Source organism: Bacillus inaquosorum KCTC 13429 (genome assembly GCF_000332645.1).
GTDB classification, from domain to species: Bacteria; Bacillota; Bacilli; order Bacillales; family Bacillaceae; genus Bacillus; species Bacillus inaquosorum.
The window spans coordinates 220,651-242,194 of sequence record NZ_AMXN01000001.1; the positions used below are offsets into that span (position 1 = coordinate 220,651).

General features: G+C 36.7%; 16 protein-coding genes. 7 read left to right on the forward strand and 9 right to left on the reverse strand.

The window, feature by feature from the left end; genetic code table 11:
- Nucleotides 1–129: 129 nt before the first annotated feature.
- Nucleotides 130–1,272 carry a non-hydrolyzing UDP-N-acetylglucosamine 2-epimerase gene (gene wecB, locus BSI_RS19600; RefSeq protein WP_003235500.1) on the reverse strand — a complete coding sequence of 381 codons (1,143 nt, stop codon included), beginning with the start codon at nt 1,270–1,272 and terminating at the stop codon, nt 130–132.
- A 203-nt stretch (nt 1,273–1,475) separates the two neighbouring features.
- Here wecB and galU point away from each other — a divergent pair, with 203 nt between their 5' ends.
- Nucleotides 1,476–2,354, forward strand: a complete 879-nt coding sequence (gene galU, locus BSI_RS19595; RefSeq protein WP_029316912.1) for a UTP--glucose-1-phosphate uridylyltransferase GalU — start codon at nt 1,476–1,478, stop codon at nt 2,352–2,354.
- A 38-nt stretch (nt 2,355–2,392) separates the two neighbouring features.
- Here the strand turns inward: galU and tagH are convergent, their stop codons facing one another.
- The 6 genes from tagH to tagD form a co-directional block, all read right to left on the reverse strand.
- The gene (gene tagH / locus BSI_RS19590) at nt 2,393–3,976 is read right to left on the reverse strand and encodes a teichoic acids export ABC transporter ATP-binding subunit TagH (protein ID WP_003235504.1); all 1,584 of its coding nucleotides are present in this window, start codon (nt 3,974–3,976) and stop codon (nt 2,393–2,395) included.
- Between the two features lie 19 nt (nt 3,977–3,995).
- Nucleotides 3,996–4,823 (reverse strand): teichoic acids export ABC transporter permease subunit TagG, encoded by an 828-nt coding sequence (gene tagG, locus BSI_RS19585; RefSeq protein ID WP_003235506.1) that lies wholly within the window; start codon nt 4,821–4,823, stop codon nt 3,996–3,998.
- A 174-nt stretch (nt 4,824–4,997) separates the two neighbouring features.
- Nucleotides 4,998–7,700 carry a poly(glucosyl N-acetylgalactosamine 1-phosphate) glucosyltransferase gene (ggaB, locus tag BSI_RS19580; protein WP_003235507.1) on the reverse strand — a complete coding sequence of 901 codons (2,703 nt, stop codon included), beginning with the start codon at nt 7,698–7,700 and terminating at the stop codon, nt 4,998–5,000.
- 133 nt (nt 7,701–7,833) lie between these two features.
- Nucleotides 7,834–9,171: a glycosyltransferase family 2 protein gene (locus BSI_RS19575; protein WP_003235510.1), complete on the reverse strand. Its 1,338-nt coding sequence runs from the start codon at nt 9,169–9,171 to the stop codon at nt 7,834–7,836.
- A gap of 23 nt (nt 9,172–9,194) precedes the next feature.
- Entirely contained in the window at nt 9,195–10,379 is a 1,185-nt protein-coding gene (locus tag BSI_RS19570; RefSeq protein WP_003235512.1) for a CDP-glycerol glycerophosphotransferase family protein, read from the reverse strand.
- Between the two features lie 94 nt (nt 10,380–10,473).
- Nucleotides 10,474–10,863 carry a glycerol-3-phosphate cytidylyltransferase gene (gene tagD / locus BSI_RS19565; RefSeq protein ID WP_003235514.1) on the reverse strand — a complete coding sequence of 130 codons (390 nt, stop codon included), beginning with the start codon at nt 10,861–10,863 and terminating at the stop codon, nt 10,474–10,476.
- Between the two features lie 507 nt (nt 10,864–11,370).
- On the opposite strand from tagD, the gene BSI_RS19560 reads away from it, so the two are divergent.
- The 6 genes from BSI_RS19560 (at nt 11,371) to BSI_RS19535 (ending at nt 18,266) form a co-directional block, all read left to right on the forward strand.
- Nucleotides 11,371–12,144, forward strand: coding sequence for a WecB/TagA/CpsF family glycosyltransferase (locus BSI_RS19560; RefSeq protein ID WP_003235516.1), 774 nt, complete (start codon nt 11,371–11,373; stop codon nt 12,142–12,144).
- 95 nt (nt 12,145–12,239) lie between these two features.
- Nucleotides 12,240–13,391: a CDP-glycerol--glycerophosphate glycerophosphotransferase gene (locus BSI_RS19555; RefSeq protein ID WP_003235518.1), complete on the forward strand. Its 1,152-nt coding sequence runs from the start codon at nt 12,240–12,242 to the stop codon at nt 13,389–13,391.
- 88 nt (nt 13,392–13,479) lie between these two features.
- Nucleotides 13,480–14,193 carry an IspD/TarI family cytidylyltransferase gene (locus BSI_RS19550; protein ID WP_003235520.1) on the forward strand — a complete coding sequence of 238 codons (714 nt, stop codon included), beginning with the start codon at nt 13,480–13,482 and terminating at the stop codon, nt 14,191–14,193.
- Complete coding sequence (locus BSI_RS19545; RefSeq protein WP_003235523.1) at nt 14,190–15,215, forward strand: ribitol-5-phosphate dehydrogenase; 1,026 nt, start codon at nt 14,190–14,192, stop codon at nt 15,213–15,215. Before BSI_RS19550 ends, BSI_RS19545 begins: the two co-directional genes overlap by 4 nt.
- Before the next feature lie 3 nt (nt 15,216–15,218).
- Nucleotides 15,219–16,388, forward strand: a complete 1,170-nt coding sequence (locus BSI_RS19540; RefSeq protein ID WP_003235525.1) for a CDP-glycerol glycerophosphotransferase family protein — start codon at nt 15,219–15,221, stop codon at nt 16,386–16,388.
- Nucleotides 16,389–16,406: 18 nt separating this feature from the next.
- Complete coding sequence (locus tag BSI_RS19535; RefSeq protein WP_032731658.1) at nt 16,407–18,266, forward strand: CDP-glycerol glycerophosphotransferase family protein; 1,860 nt, start codon at nt 16,407–16,409, stop codon at nt 18,264–18,266.
- A 216-nt stretch (nt 18,267–18,482) separates the two neighbouring features.
- Here BSI_RS19535 and BSI_RS19530 read toward each other — a convergent pair whose 3' ends face one another.
- Together BSI_RS19530 and BSI_RS19525 are read right to left on the reverse strand one after the other, a co-directional pair.
- Nucleotides 18,483–19,325: a hypothetical protein gene (locus tag BSI_RS19530; protein ID WP_003235529.1), complete on the reverse strand. Its 843-nt coding sequence runs from the start codon at nt 19,323–19,325 to the stop codon at nt 18,483–18,485.
- A gap of 66 nt (nt 19,326–19,391) precedes the next feature.
- Nucleotides 19,392–21,524, reverse strand: a complete 2,133-nt coding sequence (locus BSI_RS19525; RefSeq protein WP_003235531.1) for an N-acetylglucosaminidase — start codon at nt 21,522–21,524, stop codon at nt 19,392–19,394.
- Nucleotides 21,525–21,544: the final 20 nt, after the last annotated feature.

The following is a 21,544-nucleotide window of genomic DNA, read 5'->3' on the forward strand; positions in this document are numbered from 1 at the left end:
AAAGTTATAAATAATCCTTAATACTCTACAAGCTAATTGAAGCGCCCTTTATGATATTTTAAAAAAGTTTGAAGGAAATATAAAAAATTTAATAAAAAAAAGCTTCGCACAGTGTGCAAAGCTTCTTTTTTATTTTCCTGTAAATGAGTCCGGATGGTCTTGCCGATATCCGTAATGAAACAGCAATTCTTCCACGATCCGGCGCGAAGCCTCTCCATCTCCGTACGGATTAGAAGCGTAGGACATTTTCTGGTACTCATCATCATCAGTTAACAGCTGTTTTGCCAGCTGATAAATGTTTTCCTCATCCGTCCCCGCAAGCTTCAGCGTCCCCGCTTCCACTCCTTCAGGCCGTTCCGTCGTATCACGCAGCACAAGCACCGGTTTCCCGAGAGATGGTGCTTCCTCCTGCACGCCGCCAGAATCTGTCAAAATGAAATGCGATTTTGCCGCAAAGTTATGGAAATCAATAACTTCTAAAGGTTCAATCAGATGCACTCTGTCAGAATCGCCAAAATGCTTCTGAGCCGCTTCCCGGACAACAGGATTCAGGTGCACAGGGTAAACGACCTGTACATCTTTAAATTCCTCAACAATTCTGCGGATGGCCTTGAACATGTTTTCCATTGGCTCACCTAGATTTTCCCGGCGATGCGCGGTCAGCAGAATCATTTTATCCTCGCCCACCTGATCGAGGACAGGATGTGAATAGCCGTCCCTCACCGTTGTGCGGAGTGCGTCAATCGCTGTATTGCCCGTTACAAAAATGGAGTCTGCCTTTTTATTTTCTTTTAATAAATTGTCTTTCGCCTGGCCTGTCGGCGCAAAATGCAAATCAGCAATCGCACCGGTCATCTGGCGGTTGAGCTCTTCCGGAAATGGGGAATACTTATTCCCCGTACGGAGCCCAGCCTCCACATGGCCAACAGCAATTTGATGATAAAAAGCGGCCAGGCTTCCGGCAAATGTCGTCGTCGTATCACCATGGACAAGCACAATATCGGGCTTGATGTCTTTAAACAGCTCATCCAATTTCACAAGTGCGTTGGACGTAATCTCTGCCAGCGTCTGCCGCTCCTTCATAATGTTCAAATCGAAATCAGGCTTGATGTGAAACGCATCTAAAACCTGATCGAGCATTTGTCTGTGCTGTGCAGTGACGGTCACATAGGAATCTATTTCAGGATATTTTCTCAATTCAAGCACAAGCGGTGCCATCTTGATCGCTTCCGGCCTGGTCCCGAAAATTGTCATAACCTTTATTCTTTTCATTATTATTCACCTGTATCCTCTAAAATTTTAATTGTATAGATACGATTCTACATTAAATTAGATCCCGTTTAAATTGAAAATTACTATTTGCGTTTAAACTTGTTTAAAAATGCCTTATCCTATATGATTAAATGTGTGAAAATTATATTTCCGGGTAAAGAGAAATTAATTATAAATTTATTGATAAGGAAGGTGCTTTGACATTGAAAAAAGTACGTAAAGCCATAATTCCAGCAGCAGGCTTAGGAACACGTTTTCTTCCGGCTACGAAAGCAATGCCGAAAGAAATGCTTCCTATCGTTGATAAGCCTACCATTCAATACATAATTGAAGAAGCTGTTGAAGCCGGTATTGAGGATATTATTATCGTAACAGGAAAAAGCAAGCGTGCGATTGAGGATCATTTTGATTACTCTCCTGAGCTTGAAAGAAACCTAGAAGAAAAAGGAAAAACTGAACTTCTTGAAAAAGTGAAAAAAGCTTCTAACCTGGCTGACATTCACTATATCCGCCAAAAAGAGCCTAAAGGACTCGGACACGCTGTCTGGTGCGCACGCAACTTTATCGGTGATGAGCCGTTTGCGGTTCTGCTTGGAGACGATATTGTACAGGCAGAAACACCAGGGTTGCGCCAATTAATGGATGAATACGAAAGAACACTTTCTTCTATTATCGGTGTTCAGCAAGTGCCTGAAGATGAAACACACCGCTACGGTATTATCGACCCGCTGACAAGTGAGGGCCGCCGTTACCAGGTGAAAAATTTCGTTGAGAAGCCGCCTAAAGGCACTGCACCTTCTAACCTTGCCATCTTAGGCCGTTACGTATTCACACCTGAGATCTTCATGTACTTAGAGGAGCAGCAGGTTGGCGCCGGCGGTGAAATTCAGCTGACAGACGCCATCCAAAAACTGAATGAAATTCAAAGAGTGTTTGCTTACGATTTTGAAGGTAAGCGTTATGATGTTGGCGAAAAGCTCGGCTTTATCACAACAACTCTTGAGTTTGCGATGCAGGATAAAGAGCTTCGCGAGCAGCTCGTTCCATTTATGGAAGGTTTACTAAACAAAGAAGAAATCTAAACAAAAAGGCTATTGGACATTCATCCAATAGCCTTTTCTTATTTCGACATCAAGGTCAGCGTATGCTCTTCATTATCAACTGCAAAAACCAGATCAGCTGTATTTACAAGAAAACGATTCTTGCTGCTGTCATACAATACATCGCTGTCACTTAAAGATAGTGACGCCGGAGTAACGGGAGAAATGTTATGAAAGATAAGCTCTGATGCTTTATCATTCTCCAGCACATAGCTTATTTTTTCATAATCAAAATCCAACGTTTTTCTGCCGTCAGCTGTATCTCCTTCAGTATATCCATTCAATTTCGATTGAATGCTGCCGCTGCTGTCTCCCAAGAATTTCAGGAAGTATTCATAGGAAGACGCTGCTGTTTGCGGAACATAAGGCGTAAAGGCCGCAGCCTGCAATTCAGCATGTTTCACGTTTGTTGCAACAGCGCTCTGTTTCACAAAATAAGACTGCCCGTCAAACTTTATTTTCGCTGCTTTTTTGCCTTTTGCAGCTACCGTCACCTCGGTACCGAATGGCAGTGTAACGCCAGCCTCCTGCTTCAAATCTTGATCCTTATAAACAGACGCTTTTTCAGCTGCTATAACCCCTTGCTTATTGACTGCAGTTAAGTGTTCCTCTGCTTTGCCCTTTGCATCGCCATCATGCTTCTTCACTTCATTTTGCGGAATCGCGCCAAACGAAGCAATTGTACGAAGCGGGGCATTAAAGAACATCGTTCCCGCAGCAAAGACCGTCAGGATAGACAAAATAGCAATTTGAACAGCATTAGCCAGTGATTTCGGCTGTTTCTTCTTTTTGCGGAAACGGGCAAACGCTTCAGGATCTTCTTTCTTCCGCTCTTCCGTTTGCTCTTTTTTATATGTTTCTTTTTCTTTTTTCGACAGCTTATTAAACCAGTCAATAAACGCTTTGTACTCTTTGACAACAGTTTTTGTCTCATCAAACATACGAAGCTCGCCGTAGTGCATCCAAGCGACGCGGTCACACATCTTTTCAATCTGGCCGATGGAGTGGCTGACAAAAAATATGGTTTTTCCTTGCTTTTTAAACTCATTTATTCTGTCTACACACTTCTGATAAAACGTTTGGTCCCCTACGGAGAGCGCTTCGTCAATAATTAATATGTCAGGGTCAATATGAACGGAAATCGCGAAACCGAGTCGCGATTTCATACCGCTGGAATAGTTTTTAACCGGCTGATTAATAAAATCGCCAATCTCTGCAAATTCAACGATACTGTCATACATGTCATCAATTTCTTTATTGGTTAACCCCATCATCAAACACTTGAGCCGGACATTGTCCCGGCCCGTCAGTTGATTATTTAAACCGGCAGCAATCGCAATCAGCGACGGCTGGCCGTTCATTTCAATTTCACCGCTGGTCGGCGGAATAATTTTAGCCAGCAGGTTAGACATGGTCGATTTCCCTGACCCATTTATCCCTACAAAGCCGATTGTCTCTCCCTCATACACGTCAAAGGAGACATTCCGCACAGCAAAAAAACCATTATCCTTAGCCGGAAAAAACAATCCTTTAATCTTGTCCGATTGTTTTTTATACAAATGATACTGCTTTGAAACATTTCGAAACGAAACTTTTAGTTTCATCGTACAATCTCCTTACGTATTAAAGAAAGTCAACAAACTTATCTCTGAATTTCATATGCAGGATAGAACCTACTAACAATAAAAGGAATGTGAACAGCCAAAAGTATAGCGTGTACTTCATGTCTTGGAAAAACCATTTTCCGTCTAAGAAGCTGTTCCGGAATCCTTCTATCAGATAAAAAATCGGATTCAGCTTAAGCACAGGCAGAAGGTTCGGGTGATTTTTCCCGAGCTGCTCTGAGATATTCCAAAAAATCGGAAGTAAAAAGAACAATAATCTGGTTACGGCCTGCAGCAGAAATTGATAATCTCTGACAAGCACACTGATTGTAGAGTTAAACAAACTAAATGAAAACATAAATACAATCATGCAGATTAAATAGTAAATATATTGTATCCAATGCAAGCTAGGGTAAATACCGCTTGCTAAAAGGACAATGACATAAACACCCATCATTACAAAATAACTAAATAAATTTGAAGCAATCACAACAGAAGGCAGTGAACTGATCGGAAAATTCATTTTCGCAACCATATTGATCCGCTTAAACACACTGTTTGATCCATCAAGAATCGTCGGGCTAATAAAAAACCATGGAATCAACCCAGCCAGCATCCAAACAATAAAAGGCACTTCTCCGATACCTGTTATGACCGGCTTACTGTTGCGAATCCCCATACCAAATACAAACCAGTACGCCAGCATTTGAATGAGAGGATTTAAAAACTGCCATAATACACCAAGATAATTCATCTGATACTGAGACTTTGTCTCATACGAAGCCAAGCGCAAAATTAAAGGAAACGATGTCACTTGCTCTTTTACGATTCTTACTAATGCATTCATTGTTTATCTTCCTTAGACTTAAATGATTTTTTGGATCTTTCGGTTAAAGAAATTTGAAAGCACCGGTGAATATTGTAACAGATGTTGAGTTTTTTTTCACTTTTAAAATGTTGGGAGAAGTCCCACAGAACTTCTCCCAACATTTTGAAGTGTCAATATAGAGCAAAGCCAAACTCATTTAGCAACTTTACTATTGTCTAATTGCAAAATAGCATTATAAATACGATCCCTATTATTTTTATCAGTATATGCAAAAAAGTTATTTACTCTTTTTCTATACTTATCTTCCATACGACTATTATTTTTCATATAATAGATAACTTTATCAACTAAACTATTATGATCTTCTATTACATCACCAAAGCCCATTTTCTTATAATCATAGTAATCAAGTTTAAAATGGTATGACTTTTCGTATTGATAATAGATCACAGGTTTTTTCTTGTATGCAAAATCAAATGCAACAGATGAAAAATCAGTAATCATTATATTAGAAGAATTAAATAACATTTGATAGCTGCTATTATAATCTGCAAACTCTACATACTCATGCTTTTCAAAATCTACCATCTGTTGTTGAATGTCCGGGTGCGGGAAAAAGGTTATCTTATAATTATTATTCCTAGCAAATTCGATTAGCCGTTCGTCATTAATCAAGGCATTATACCTAGCAAAGTATTCACTTTCTTTAAATTTCGGATTGTACGGTCTTACTCCTTTTGCCTGATCTTTAGGTAATACAATATCTTTTCTCCATGTAGGCATTATTAGAAGCTGCTTTTCCCCTTCACTCTTCTTAAGATTATCGTATCTCGGAAATCCACCCAAAAAGATATTTTCTTTTTTATAATTGTAATTCCCTTTCACAATAGACCGATATTCAGGTTTCGCCGAAGTGACTAATAATTTGATATTCTTGCTGTATTTGTTTAACCATTCAGAATGATCCGCCATTGTTATTCCATGCTGTAAAAAGACAAACTCAAAATTAAATAAATCTCTAAAATAAATCTCCATATTGAAAAATGGATTTACAACCCATATATCTGCATGTGTCGATATTACCTTGGAAGAGGATAAGGTTAAAATTTTATGTCTAAAAGATCTGTATGGTATAACCTTTCCGTATTTTTTAATTCTGTCGTAATCCTTGCTATCTTTTTTTATTATAAAGTATTTTTTTACACCATCATTCTTATTGATTGCATATTTAAAGAGGTGCTCGGCATTATCATCAGCTTTATCTTGTCTATCTATGAATAACCACACTGGTTTTCTATTAAAAATAGTGAAAACATGGTGTGCCATTCTTGCCAGCATAGCTTTCTTAATAGCTGATTTTCGTTTCTTTGATTTACCCCCTGATTTATGAAGGGAATTTAAGAAACGCAACTCTTTTATAAATCTATTTTTAACATTATTTTTTTCGAACATTAATTTTTTATAATTATAATAAAAGATATAATCTTTTTTAGCTGCATAAGAATGATATAGATCATTTGACAAACCTGAATACTTAAAAAAGCGAAGTTTTGTTTTTTTTCTTTTTTTACCCTTAGTTATAAAAAATTCAATATAGTGATTGTCTGCTAGATAGCTTTTGGGAATATCTATAGAAAAACCAGGATATTTTTTTATTACTTCTCCTAAACTTATATAATCATTATGCTGTCTTTTTATATTCTTTGCTTTTATCTTTGTTTCTCCAATTTTAGCATAAAAATTAAAACCTTTAGAATTAAACAGAGAGCTCCAAAAACCTTCTAAGTGAATAGAATCCTCATTTTCTTCTAAAATCTCAATAGTTAGAGTTTGATCCGATAATTTCGAAACAATTTTATCTTCTCTGTATAAATAATAATCCTGTTCAGTTTCTCTTTCATATACATACCTACTATAATTTTCACCGTGTTTTATTTTTAAAGCATGATATAGATAGAAATGGCTGACACTTTTTGTTTCAATGATGACATCGTCGTCAATATACGACAATACTTCTCTAATCAATGTTAAAAATTCACGGTATTCATTTTCGTCTAAAGGTGTTTCACTAATATCCTTAATTAATAATTTCCACTTCAAATCATGCATAACCATATATTGAAGAAACAAAGGTATCTTCTGTTCATGATTTTTTGTGATATCGATTAAATTCTTGGAGAAAGTGATAAGTGAATGATTAAACCAATTCTTATTTGCTTTAGCAGTCTGCATGGCAGATGATCCATCTTCTCTAACTCTATAATGGTATTTTGCCTCTTTAACCAGACCATACTTTTTCTTTTGCGATATAATTAAATTAACTAGTTTGGCATCTTCACCTATTTTACAATTTTCATCAAACCTGATATTTTTCAAGGCATCTTTTTTTATAAATGTAGAACAGCAATGAGTTAATATATGATGTGGTTCTTTTTCCACATCCAATATTCTTGTAGAAGAAAACTTATTATTTAGATTATGTTCTCCAGTTCTTCCTTCTTCAAAAAAAATAGGGATTGCTACAATATCAATTTCATTCTTATGTCGATTAAAGAAGTTTAAAACATTTTCGAATGTTTCTTCTGAAACTAAATCATCCGGATCCAAAAATTGAATATATCTACCTTCAGCATACTTTAAACCATAATTTCGAGCACTGCTCACTCCGCCATTCTGTTTCTTTACATACACAATATTTTTTGGATATTTTTGAGCATATTCTTTACAAATGATTTCACTTTTATCGGGGCTATCATCATTCACAAGTATTAACTGAATATTCTCAAAACCCACAGTCTGGTTAATGACGCTTTCTATAGCATCAGTTAGATACAACTCAACATTATAAATCGGCATTATAACACTGAAATCATAATTAAAACTCTTTTCGTTCATAAAAGATTACTCCTAACAAAATGTTTATATGAATAAGAATCCGGGTAAATAAAAGTAAAAAAACAAAGAGAGTGCTAAATTTTCGAAAAAACATGATTTAATTTAATAAAATGTATTAAAAAGCATTCCTTACTTATTTTTTGAAAACTTTTGCAAGCAAACTTTTAAAAATGTTTACATGGTTAAGTTCTAAAGCATCATTTGGTGTTTTTAGGACAAAGTCAAATGCAAAGGCCCAAATCGGTATTTCAACAACAAAGCCAGCATATCTAAAATCTCTTAATTTATATCCCCATACTTCAATTGTTTTTTTCAGTTCTTTTCGTTTGCATTTTTTTAATCTATTAAAATATTTTATATATACATCATCATTTTCTTGCATCTCATAATACTGATTAATAAAGTGTCCTGTTAATTCAAGTTTAAGCCCTTTTATTTTTGTCGAAGTAACAGTACATGAACTTTGTAGTACTCTTTCTTTTTTTATGTTTTCAAGAGCTTCTGTATTTGCTTCTAATAAGTGATACATAAATTCTTTATAGTACATGGGCATATCTTGTTCTTTTATAAATTGTGGTTCAATAAATCTTAAAATTTCAATAAAATCTTCAACAAAATCTTTTTGTTCTTGATGATTTAAAACAGACTTATAAATATCTCTATAATTTGGATATAAAAACAGTTTCATATGGTATACAATTAAAAATTGCAAATAAGGCAGAACTATATCATATTTTTTTATTGAATCCATCAACAAAGTCATGTAACATGCATTCAACAAATACGTGTACCTTTTTTTGTTAAACCATGAACGATCAACTAATGAGTTCTCTTCTTTTCGTTTTCTATAAAAATACTTTCCTTCTGCAACTGCTCCGTATCTTTTTTCTTTCAGCAATAACTGGTTAAAAAAGATAGCGTCTTCCCAAAACTTTATAGATTCATCAAACAGGGCGGTACTATTTAATGTATGTCTTCTGTAAAAAGTGCCGCCAATATAAAAATGAATAGCCTTATACTCATTGAGAATATTTATAACTCTAGTTCCATTTTCAAATCTATTATTTAATTTATGTTCGCCTTCTTTTTCACCTGTGTAATAAACAGGTAATACGGCAATATTTACATCTTCGGAATCACAAAAAAAGTCATAAACACTTCGTAGCGCATTTCCGGAGAATGCATCGTCAGAATCTAGAAAACCAATGAATTTAGATTTTCCACTTACATTTAGTAATCCACAATTTCTTGCAGCAGAAGGCCCGGAATTTTCAATTTTTAAGAATTTAATATTATTAGGATATAAGTTTTTAAAGGATTCACAAATTTGAGGACTGCTGTCAACACTGCCATCATCTATTAATATAAGTTCTATATTTTCCTTAAAACCAATTGATTGGTTAATGACACTCTCTATTGAGTCCCTTAAATAATTCTCAGAATTATATATTGGCATTATTATAGAAAACATGTTAGTACCTCTTTATTTAGAAGTTAAAGGATCGTTTCAATTACTCTTTTAGAAGCCTTGCCATCTTCTAAATTACAAAATTCATTATAAAAATCCTCATAGTTATGATCTATATATGGATTATGTAACAACTCTTTTACTGTTTTTATAAGTTCTTCACTTGTTTGAACCAAGTTCCCTGGCGTTTTCTGTTGAAAATCAAAGTAAAAACCTCTGATGGAGTCTCGATAAGCCGGGAGATCATATACAAAAAATACAATGGGTTTTTTCAAATTCATATAATCAAAAAAGACAGAAGAATAATCCGTAATCAATAAATCACTAATTAAATATAAATCTCGAATATCTTTATATAAAGAAACATCTTTAACAAAGTCTTTATATTTCCTTAAATTAAATTTTTCTGATACTAGATAATGCATTCTTAAAAGGATAACTACAGAGTCCCCAAGTTCCCTCTTCATTTCCTCTAGGTCAAATTGGAGTTTAAATTTATACTGGCCAACTTTCTTAAATTCATTGTCCCTCCAAGTTGGAGCATATAAAATAATTTTTTTACCTTCACCAATTCCTAACTCTTGCTTTACCTTATTTATTAATGATTCCTTATTTAAAGAATATAGAATGTCATTTCTCGGATAACCAGTTTCTAAAATTTGTTTTTTAAATTGAAACGCACGTTTAAAAATTTCAGTCGAATAAGCATTAGGAGAAATCAAATAATCCCATTTGCTTGCTTCCTGCAGAAAATTCTGTTTATACTTTTCAGTTGTGGTTCCGGGCATGTGCACTTCGTCCATATCATTAGCAAGTTTTTTTAACGGAGTGCCGTGCCACGTTTGTACATACAATGTGTTTTTGGGTTTTGGAATCCATAAAGGAAGCCGGCTGTTTGTAATCCAATATTTAGCTGTAGCCATGTACCAAATCCACTTAAGAGAAAACCTTTTAATATATGCCGCATCAACGCCGTCTAATGCCGACAGATATCGTTTATCAATGCTCCATATCAGTTTATAATCATATTGATCTTTATTTTCCTGCAGATATTCGTAGATTGCTCGGGGATTGCAGCTAAACTGTTTTCCAGAATAGCTTTCAAATAAAATTAATTTGTTGTTTCTCGGCAGAAGGGCAAAAATCTTAAAAAGAACGGAATAAGCCCTGACTAACAAACTTCTGCATTTATTTAAAATAAAAGATTTCATCATGAACTCCTTAAAGAGTGAAAGATTTATATTTGCGCAAGCAAGAAAAAAAGAAGCAACTGAATTTACTTCAAGCCTCTTTTAGTTAGTGCTTCTATAAGCTAGCCATGTCTTTTTTGATTTGGGTAGTTGAAATGCCTTCTGTTCTTGGAAGGTAAATGACCTCACAATATTCCTTCAAGAAGTCAAATTTCCCTTCCCAGTCATCGCCGATGACAAATGTATCTATATCGTACTTTTGAATATCTGAGATTTTTTGTTCCCAGTTTTTTTCAGGAATGACTTCATTAACAAAACCGATTGTTTCTAGAATGAATTTTCGATGTTCATAAGAATGATGCGATTTTTTTTGTTTTTGAAGATTAAATTCATCTGTAGACAGTCCTACAATTAAGTAATCACCCAGATTTTTTGCTCTTTCAAGCAGCTTCATATGTCCGTAGTGAAATAAATCAAATGTTCCGTACGTTATCACTTTCTTCATTAGATAACATCACCTTCCAACCGTTTTCAACTGAGAGTACCAGAAAAAAACCAAAAACCTTAACAGATTGTTTATAATTTCGACATATTTTTTACGTACCATTAATAATGAACAATAATAGCATAAGTTCCTATAAAAGTTAAGGCTCTTTAAAAATGTCAATCATCAGCATTTTTTGGTATCACCGTTGTATTGATGTATAAATTTTACAGGTCCAATGTCTCATCCATACCCATTATAACAAGTTTTCTTTTTCGGAAAAATCGATTCTTTTGTCGCATTTTTAAGTGAAACGATTTTCTTTCTGCTGCGTCATTTATTCTGTACGCCCTCCTCATATTAATTCATCGTCAAAACGTGAAGGAATTGTAATGTGAATGTTAAAAGTTCCTAAAGATTTTTGTGGTAAGATAGAGTAAAATGTTTTCAGGCAAAGAGTCTTTAATCAAACTATACGAATGACACGTGTTTTTTATAGACATATAGATGAAAAGGAGGGTTGATACGATGCAAACGAAACCCATTAATCAATTAGATTTTGTAGACAGTGAACTGACTTCATTTGTATCACATTTAGAAACGTCATATTTGGATCAGAACAAAGGTGCGTTCATCGTAACAGCGAATCCTGAAATCGGATTTGAAGCGATGCAGAATCCGCGTTATGAAGCGGTTCTTTCGTCTGCTGATTTTATTTTGCCGGATGGCATTGGTGTTGTATTGGTTTCCAAAATGATTGGAAAACCTCTTCAATCCAGAATCGCCGGTTATGATTTGTTTACGTCTCTGCTTGAGAAAGCCGATCAAAAGAAAAAACGGGTTTTCTTTTACGGTGCGGCTAAGCATGTGATTGCGGAAACAATTGAGCGAGTTAAACGTGATTTTCCCGGGATTGAAATTGCCGGATACTCTGACGGCTATGTGAAAGATCAGCGTGAGGTGGCAGACAAGATTGCGGCTGCAAATCCTGATATGGTATTTGTCGCGTTAGGTTATCCTAATCAGGAGTTCTTTATCCATAAATACCGACATTTATTCCCTCAGGCTGTTGCTGTAGGGCTTGGCGGAAGCTTTGATGTGTTCAGCGGCAATGTAAAAAGAGCGCCCTCATTTTTTATCCGTTTTCACCTTGAGTGGATGTACAGGCTGATCACAAACCCTGCACGCTGGAGAAGAATGCTGAGCATTCCTAAGTATGTTACAGCCGTGCTGAAACATGAACGAGCTTCAGCAAAGCCGCAATATACAGGACAGGTCAAGGATCAATCACGCCATCTGTAATCGGTCTAAAAGGAGCTATGGTATGTAATGAAATGTATGAATCTTTCCCTGCGCCTGCGGACAATCTGTGACAGCCATTTTGAGCTGATGACAGAGTGAAATCCTGGTTTGCGTTTTTTTATTATGTGTTCGTTAAAGTCATTGGCACATTGCTGTTTTGGGTCAAACCGGGAAGCCAAGTGACCCTTCTCGTTTCCTTTCCTGATAATGCCCGAGCAATATTAAAGGAATATCAGAAGGGACACTATTCCTTTCCCATTCATGTGCTGCTTACCCAGCATGCCAAATCGCTGGAAAAGGAATTTCCTTCGCTTACTGTTTCAGTTATTAACGAAAAACACCCGCTTCATATATGTAAAGCGGTCTTTTCTATGCTGAGCAGCAAATCTGTGATTGTTGATAATTATTTTGTTTTGACGACCGTTCTTACCAGCAGGCCTGATATCGAGTGTATCCAAGTTTGGCATGCGAACGGAGCGTTTAAGCGATTTGGGTTAAAGGATATCAACACACAGAACCGGTCACGGGCTGACGTAAGACGCTTTCGAAAAGTGTATGCTTCATTTGATCGGATTGTCGTCGGTTCTGAACATATGGCTGACATATTCAAGGAATTTTTCGACATAAAAGGTGATACATTTCTTCGGTTTGGTGTGCCTTTAACCGATGCTTACTATGAGGCGCGGGAAAACAGCAATGACCTTAAAAGCAAATATCATCTGCCGGCAGAGAAAAAAATCATTCTGTATGCGCCGACCTTTAGGGACGACCGGTTCGAAAGCTTTTCGCTGCCGTTTACAGAAAAACACTTGCAGCATGATTTAAAAGGAGAATATTTACTTGCAGTAAAACTTCATCCTGTTATGAAGCAATCTGCTGAATTACCTGAGGATAGTGCGTGGATAAAGGATGTTTCAGATCTCCCTCTTGCAGACCTTTTAAAAATGAGCGACCTGTTAATATCAGATTATTCTTCTGTCCCTTTTGAATTTGCGCTGCTGGACAAACCCATTTTGTTTTATACGTATGATATGGAGGCTTACAACAGAACCCGCGGTTTAATTCAGCATTATACTGAGATGATACCCGGGGTGCCATGCCATGATTCAGGAATGCTCTTGGACCAGCTGAAAGATATGGACAAGCTCCAATCTGAAGTGGAGCGCTTTTCACGCGAGTGGAATCTGTACTCGAGAGGGAATGCCAGTAAGCAGCTTTTAAGCTATGTACATGAGAAATCAAGCTGATCTTTATATATAATAGAGATCGGTATTGCAAATAATATGAAAACCCTTTATAAAACATTATGAGTTGTAGTAAGGAAGGAGTCATTTTATGATTTATGCTGAGATTTTAGCCGGTGGAAAAGGTTCCCGCATGGGGAACGTCAATATGCCAAAACAGTTTTTGCCGTTAAATAAACGCCCAATTATCATTCATACGGTTGAAAAGTTTTTATTAAATGACCGTTTCGATAAGATTTTAATCGTTTCACCTAAAGAGTGGATTAACCATACAAAAGACATTTTAAAGAAATTCATCGGGCAGGATGATCGCCTGATTGTTGTTGAAGGCGGCAGCGACCGTAATGAATCTATTATGAGCGGCATCCGCTATATTGAAAAAGAATTCGGCATTCAGGATGATGACGTGATCATCACTCATGATTCTGTGCGTCCTTTTCTGACTCATCGCATTATCGACGAAAACATTGATGCTGTTCTTCAATACGGCGCGGTCGATACTGTTATCTCAGCCATTGATACGATTATTGCTTCAGAAGACCAGGAATTTATTTCTGATATTCCTGTCCGCGATAACATGTATCAGGGGCAAACACCGCAAAGCTTCCGGATCAGCAAATTGGTCGAGCTTTATAATAAACTGTCCGATGAACAAAAAGCTGTCCTGACTGACGCTTGCAAGATCTGTTCGTTAGCAGGTGAAAAAGTGAAGCTGGTTCGCGGTGAAGTCTTTAATATTAAAGTAACGACACCATATGACTTAAAAGTGGCTAATGCCATTTTACAGGAGCGAATTTCACAATGATTAATCAAACGTATCGTTTAGTTTCTGCCCGACAATTTGAAGTGACGTATAAAGATAAAGTTGTCCATTCAGATAAGGTCGTCGTCCGTCCTACCCATTTATCGATCTGTGCTGCCGACCAGCGCTATTATACTGGCTCACGGGGCAAAGAAGCGATGGATAAAAAACTGCCGATGGCTCTGATTCATGAAGGAATCGGGAAAGTCATGTTTGATCCGACAGGCACATTTAAAGTCGGAACACGGGTTGTTATGGTTCCGAATACACCAGTTGAAGAGCATGAAGTCATTGCGGAGAATTACCTGCGTTCCAGTAGATTCCGTTCAAGCGGCTATGATGGATTTATGCAGGATTACATGTTCATGGCGCCGGATCGGCTCGTTGAACTTCCGGACAGCATTAATCCGCATGTCGCAGCCTTTACTGAGCTTATTACGATTGCAGTTCACGCGCTTTCCCGCTTTGAGCGAATGGCACACAAGAAGCGCGACACATTCGGTGTCTGGGGAGACGGAAATCTCGGATTTATCATGACGCTTCTCCTGAAGAAGAAATATCCGGACAGCAAAGTGTTTATCTTCGGAAAAACACCTTACAAGCTTGATCATTTTTCTTTTGTTGATGCAGCTTATCAAATTAACGACATTCCTGAGGATGTCAGAATCGATCATGCCTTTGAATGTGTAGGCGGACGCGGCAGTGAAAGCGCAATTGAGCAGATCATTGCCCATGTTCATCCTGAAGCGTGTGTAGCGCTCTTAGGCGTATCTGAATACCCTGTTGAAATTGAAACGAGAATGGTGCTTGAAAAAGGAATTACGCTGATCGGCAGCAGCCGCAGCGGACGCGAGGATTTTGCCCGTACTGTGGACTTTTTAGCTCAATACCCTGAAGTCGTTGATTATTTAGAAACATTAGTAGGCGGACGCTTCCCGGTACGCAGTATTGAGGAAATTACAAACGCGTTTGAAGCAGATTTGACTTCATCTTGGGGAAAAACTGTTATCGAATGGGAAATTTAAACAGTGAAAACATTCCTTACACGAATCGTAAAAGGAGTATTCGGCACTGCTTATAAACTATTGAGCGCTTTATTACCAGTACAGCACAACAAAGTTGTCATAGCTTCCTATCGTGAGGATCATTTAAGTGATAATTTTAAAGATGTCTATGAAAAGCTGAAGCAAGATCCGTCTCTTCGCATCACCCTGCTTTTCCGCAAGATGGATAAGGGATTGATCGGACGAGCTGCATATTTGCTTCATCTTTTCAGCTCGTTATATCACCTTGCCACGTGCCGTGTGCTTTTGTTGGATGATTATTATTTTCCTTTGTATGTTGTGCCAAAACGCAAGGAAACTGTCGCCATCCAGCTTTGGCATGCTTGCGGCGCGTTTAAAAAATTCGGCTACAGCATAGTGAACAAGCCGTTCGGCCCATCTTCTGATTATCTGAAGATTGTTCCCGTGCATTCTAACTATGATTATGCGATTGTCAGTGCACCCGCTGCCGTGCCGCATTTTGCCGAAGCTTTTCAAATGGAGGAAAAGCAGATTTTGCCGCTCGGCATTCCAAGGACGGATTATTTTTATCATAAGGAACATATTCGCACTGTACTGGATGAGTTTCATCGGGCTTATCCTGAACTTAAGCATAAGAAAAAGCTTTTGTATGCTCCTACTTTTCGAGGCAGCGGACATCATCAAGAGGGTGACGCTACCCCGCTTGATCTGCTACAATTAAAATCGGCGCTAAAACTTAAAGATTATGTCGTGATGCTCCATCTTCATCCGTATATGCGCAAGCATGCGCACACGGAAGAGGATGATTTTGTGCTGGATTTAACCGATTCGTACTCTTTGTACGATCTGATGGCAATCTCCGATGGGCTGATAACCGATTATTCTTCAGTCATTTTCGAATACAGCCTGCTGAAACGTCCGATGTATTTTTACTGCCCGGATTTAGAAGACTACTTGGAAGAACGTGATTTCTACTATCCGTTTGAATCGTTTGTACCCGGGCCGATTTCTAAGGATGTTCCATCGCTTGTACACGATATCGAGAGTGATCACGAGGCTGATAAAAAGCGGATTGAAGCATTTTCACAGACATTTATTACCCATCAAGACGGCAAATCTTCAGAGCGGGTAGCCGATTTTATTTCATCATTTTTAACATCTGGTGCCGATTAGGAGAAAGTGAGGTACAAAGTGAAGCTGGCCAGAAAGATTAAGAACAGACTTTTCAGATCAAAAAAGAAAACGAAAAAAGAAAATTCAGCTGTCATTGTCCATCCGACAGATAACAGGGTTTTTTCTCTTTTCGATAAAACCAAGCGAATTGAAGAAAACCAGCAAGTCCCTGTCAGAAAAATTTCTGAGTTTTCTTGGAATGGATCAATTCTTAAAATTGCGGGTTATATGTATATCAAGGGCCTGCCGCTTCAAAAAGAGGATCAGGTTCGTAAACGTTTATTATTGGTGAACAACGGTGTTTTATTTACAGCTGTTTCACTGCGGGATGTTCCGGTAGATCTGCTGTCAATTGATACTTCAAATGTGCCTGGGGCCTATAAGTGGGCAGGATTTTCACAGCAAATTAACTTTTCTAAGCTGATGAATGACAAGCCTCTTCCGCAGGGCGAGTATAAATTGTTTCTCGAAATTGAAGCTGTAGATGACCAAAATGTAAAACACCAGGAAGTGCATACGGTCGGAAACGTCAGCAATTTCCTCTCTAATGATGTGTATGCCACAAAGATGGAATTTCATTCTGCTAAAAAGCTGATGAAGTTCAATTTGATCGTTAACTATGATGAGGGCGAAAAGACCATTAACTTGTCTTGCAATAAACTGCAGGAAATTGATCCGAGCCTTTTGGAGCTGGATACTGGGAAAGAAGCAAACCGCTTTTTGCGCAAGCTGAATACGAGCTTGTTCCATTTTGCTTATGATGTGTTCCGTCTGCTGCCGATTAAGTCCAATAAGATCGTCTTTGCCTCTGACAGCCGGCTTGATATGACAGGAAACTTCGAGTTTGTTTATGAAGAACTGCTGAAGCGCGAAGAAAACTTTGATTTCAAATTTTTCTTAAAGAGCAGTATTCGAGATAGAAAAAGCCTGTCTGAACTGATGTCTATGGCTTATCATTTTGCGACAAGCAAAATCATTTTTATTGATGATTTTTATCCGATTATTTATCCGTTGAAAATCCGTAAAAATGCTGACCTTGTCCAACTGTGGCATGCTGTCGGCGCCTTTAAGACATTCGGCTACAGCCGAATCGGGCTGCCCGGAGGACCGTCGCCGCATTCGAAAAACCATAGAAACTATACGAAGGTTATTGTCAGCTCTGAAAATATACGAAAGCACTATGCAGAGGGCTTCGGTGTAGACATTGAGAACGTCATCGCCACTGGCGTACCGCGAACAGACTTTTTCTTTGATGAAGCGAAGAAGGCATTTGTGAAAAAACGTCTTTATACGGAATATCCGTTTCTTAAGGACAAGAAGGTTATTCTTTTTGCACCTACCTTCCGCGGAAACGGTCAGCAATCAGCTCACTATCCTTTTGAAGTGCTTGATTTTGACCGTCTGTATCGTGAGTTAAAGGATGAATATATCTTCTTATTTAAGATTCATCCGTTTGTACGAAACGATGCCAATATCCCTTATCAGTACAGCGATTTCTTTTATGATTTCTCTTCTTTCAGGGAAATTAACGAGCTATTGCTAGTAACAGATGTTCTGATTACGGATTACTCTTCTGTGTGCTTTGAGTATGCTTTATTAAATAAACCGATGATCTTCTTCAGCTATGATGTAGATGATTATATTCGCAAACGTGATTTCTATTACGATTACTTTGACTTTATTCCTGGTCCGCTTGCGAAAACGTCAGATCAAATGATTTCGATCATTAAAGAAGAGAAGTATAACTTTGAGCAAATAGATTCATTTGTTCATTATTTCTTCGATGATCTTGACGGAAAAGCAAGTGAACGTGTAGTCGATCAGATTGTCTTCCCTCAGGAAGAGGAGCCGTTAGACGATAAAGTCCTTAAAAGATAAATGAAAAACACCTTTTGCAGCTGCAAAAGGTGTTTTTTATTTATCAATATATTGGTGATATTTAATTACAACCTGTTCATATATTGAAGGTTAAAGTTTCTTTCAGTTTGTTTCTCCTTAATTCAACTAATTATCTGTTATGAAACAGATAGATCCAACTTACAATAATATACGCTAGATTTTGTTCCAATTATCTTAACTTTTACTGATCACAGTTTAAGAACTATACATTGCCTTATGAATGATTTCCATTGTTTTTTGTTTATTTAAGGGATTGTGTCCAAGTTCAGTGTCATAATATAAGTGAAGTTCAATTTCTTTATCAGCTGTAAGGTGCGTCAAAGTTTTTTCACTCTTAATGGAATTAAGAAAAGGTAAAAGTTGTGTTTCCAGGTCAAAACTACAAGCATAATTTTGGTAGTAGAAAATTCTAGGAACATGCTTTAACTTTTGAAAAAATGCACATACATTTAATCTATACCGAAACTGGTTAATCATCTCATCTTTATTTTCATTAGGATAAAGAGTTTCAAATAGTCTGTCTACATGTGATTGATAAAATGAACAAACATCAGTTTGTGGGTTGTTAACGATAGCATTAGCCCTAAGAAAGCTCGCAAGAATTAACGACATAAATCCTCCTGCTGAGCTACCATAAAAGAATATATCATTCGAGTTAACTTTGATCTTATAAGCAAGTTCTCTTATTATATTTGTAATTGTAGCTAAATAGAAATGATTTTTTGTTCCCTGGCCCCAGCCTATTGATAACTTCGGATTTAAATAGAGTGTCGGATCATTAAAATAAAGAACAGAATGATTGAACTCTGTCATCCATGTATATCTTTGAAAGATTGGAGGTTTTAGTTTTTCATTGTCATATGCTCCTGATCCTAAAATGAGCAATTTATTTTGATTTAGTCTTATATTGATCAAAAACTCAAACGGCACTCCGTCTTCAGTTATAACACATAGCAAGTAGGGTTCTTCAATTCTCAGTTTGTATTCCTTTAAATCGATAAATTTTACAGTCTCTTTTTTTAACTGATTTATTTCCAATCGAATCACCTTGCTTTTTCATAATAAACAAAACCCAGAAACAATGTTTCTGGATTTTGAAGCCTTTTATTTGTATTTCGGAATATCATAATACAATGTATAGTTATCGAGCAGAGTATATAAACTATACATTCTGTTAACTTGTTTGTAAGCCCAACCAATATCTGTAGCATATTGATGGCTCACTGTCGGCTCCCATCTCATTTTATAGAGTGTATCTTGATGATAAGTTGAATTGTGTATATAGCTTGAGCCTATAAATTTTGCTCCGCCTAAAATCGCAGCTTCAGGCGTAAACCAGCCTTGATTATATGCATATTGAGCGCCCTTAGTAACTGCATCTCCATCGTAAGCGCCAATTCCATACATATTATAAACTTTTTTGCCATTGTACATCACACCATTGGCTAACTCTGATGAACCATTTCCAGTTTCCAATAAAGCATGTGATATGAGATATAATTCATTGATATTATTAGCTTCAGCAGCTTTAATAAATGATTCGCCTTTACCTTCCAGGATTCCTTTTCCCTTCAGGATTTTATTGTTAACTTCTGAAGCTGAAATCCCTGCATATTGAGATAACTTTAAAAATTGGAAATAATACTTACTATTAATTGAGAAATTCTCTGGGTTAATATAATAAGCGACTTCTTCTCGGCTTGCTTTTCGCCACCCTAAATTTATCTTAGCCCAATTGCCTTCCTTGCTAATAATACTTACCTTATCACCTTTCTGGACTTGCCCTATTATATTGTCACTCTTCACTTCAGGAGATGATCTAATATTTAGATAATCAGCCGTTACTGTTGAAGTTGAAGTATTAATATATGAGAGCGAAACATACGCAGCTGAATCTGTTTGTGGATTTGCATTCATCTGCTTTGAAATCATATCAGAAAGTGTAAGATTGTAGTTGGTATACATTATTTGAGGACCATCTTTAATCTTAACAACTTCAGCATTTAATCCATAAGTATTAGTTAATTTATTGACCGCCGATGTAACATTTTCAATTCCTGTAAACTCTTCATTTAGATTAAGCATATAGGTATCTTTTGATAAATTACTATAAGTAGCCCAAAGGTTTCTACTTTTGAAATATTCTAGTCCTTTATTTAAGTCAGCTTCTGTGTCTATAACATCAGAAGTAATTTTATAGCCTTTAATTGTTGTTTTTTGAGCATCAGCCCACCATTTATTGGCCTCAAAAAAACTCAGGGCTTTTTGAAGTTTTGTTTGATCACTGATTTTTTCAGTTGTGATTCTAAACTTATTTTCTCCCTGCACATCTGTTTTTTGTTTGGTAGCCCACCATTTATTGGATTCAAAAAATGACAAACCTTTATTAATTATCTGGTCGTCCAATATAGGTGCTGAAATTAACCGATAAGATTGATTATTTATCTCTTTTTTAGCATACCACCAGTTCTTTTTTCCAAAAAATGATTCAATGTCTGATAATTCATTTTCAGTAATATTACTGATCACCAACCTGTATGAACTTGAGTCGGGTATCTTCTCATAAGAAATGTCAATACCAGTTTGACTTTTTGTTTCTTCCGCAGCCTTTTTAACAATATCTTCTGTAGAAAAGCCGCCAGATAGTATTGTATAAGTGATTTTTGAATCACCTATAGGTTCATAGCTTCCCTTAATGCTTGTTTCATTTTGAAACTTGCTTAAAACCTCTTTCATTCGCTGTTCACCCTGGAAACCACCTGAAACAATTCGATAATAATATTGCTTCTCTCCGGTTGATGTATAAGTCCCTTTTACTCCTGTTTGGGCTTGCAGCATCTCTAGTACTTGTTTTACTTTTGATTCACCAATAAATCCACCTGTCGTCACTTGGTATATGGTTTGGACATTACCATTCTCAGAATAACTACCATTTATTCTAGTATTTTGCTCAAAATCATTTAACACCTCTTTTACTTTACTCTCCCCGTAAAAGCCGCCTGTTATAATTTTATAGGCTTTAGCTGATTGACCTGTCAGTTTATAATTAGCATCCCAGCCGGTTTCGTTTTTAATGTTATTTGAAATTTCCTTGACTTTATCCTCACTAGTAAATTCATCTTTGATCGTTACTTTATATGTCGATGTGTCAGTATAAGCTAGTACCCTTTCCATATTAAAACTCAATATTAGAAAGAATAAAATCACGAATGAAAAAAGGTATAAATACTTTCTCATTGAATTACTACACCTTTCTA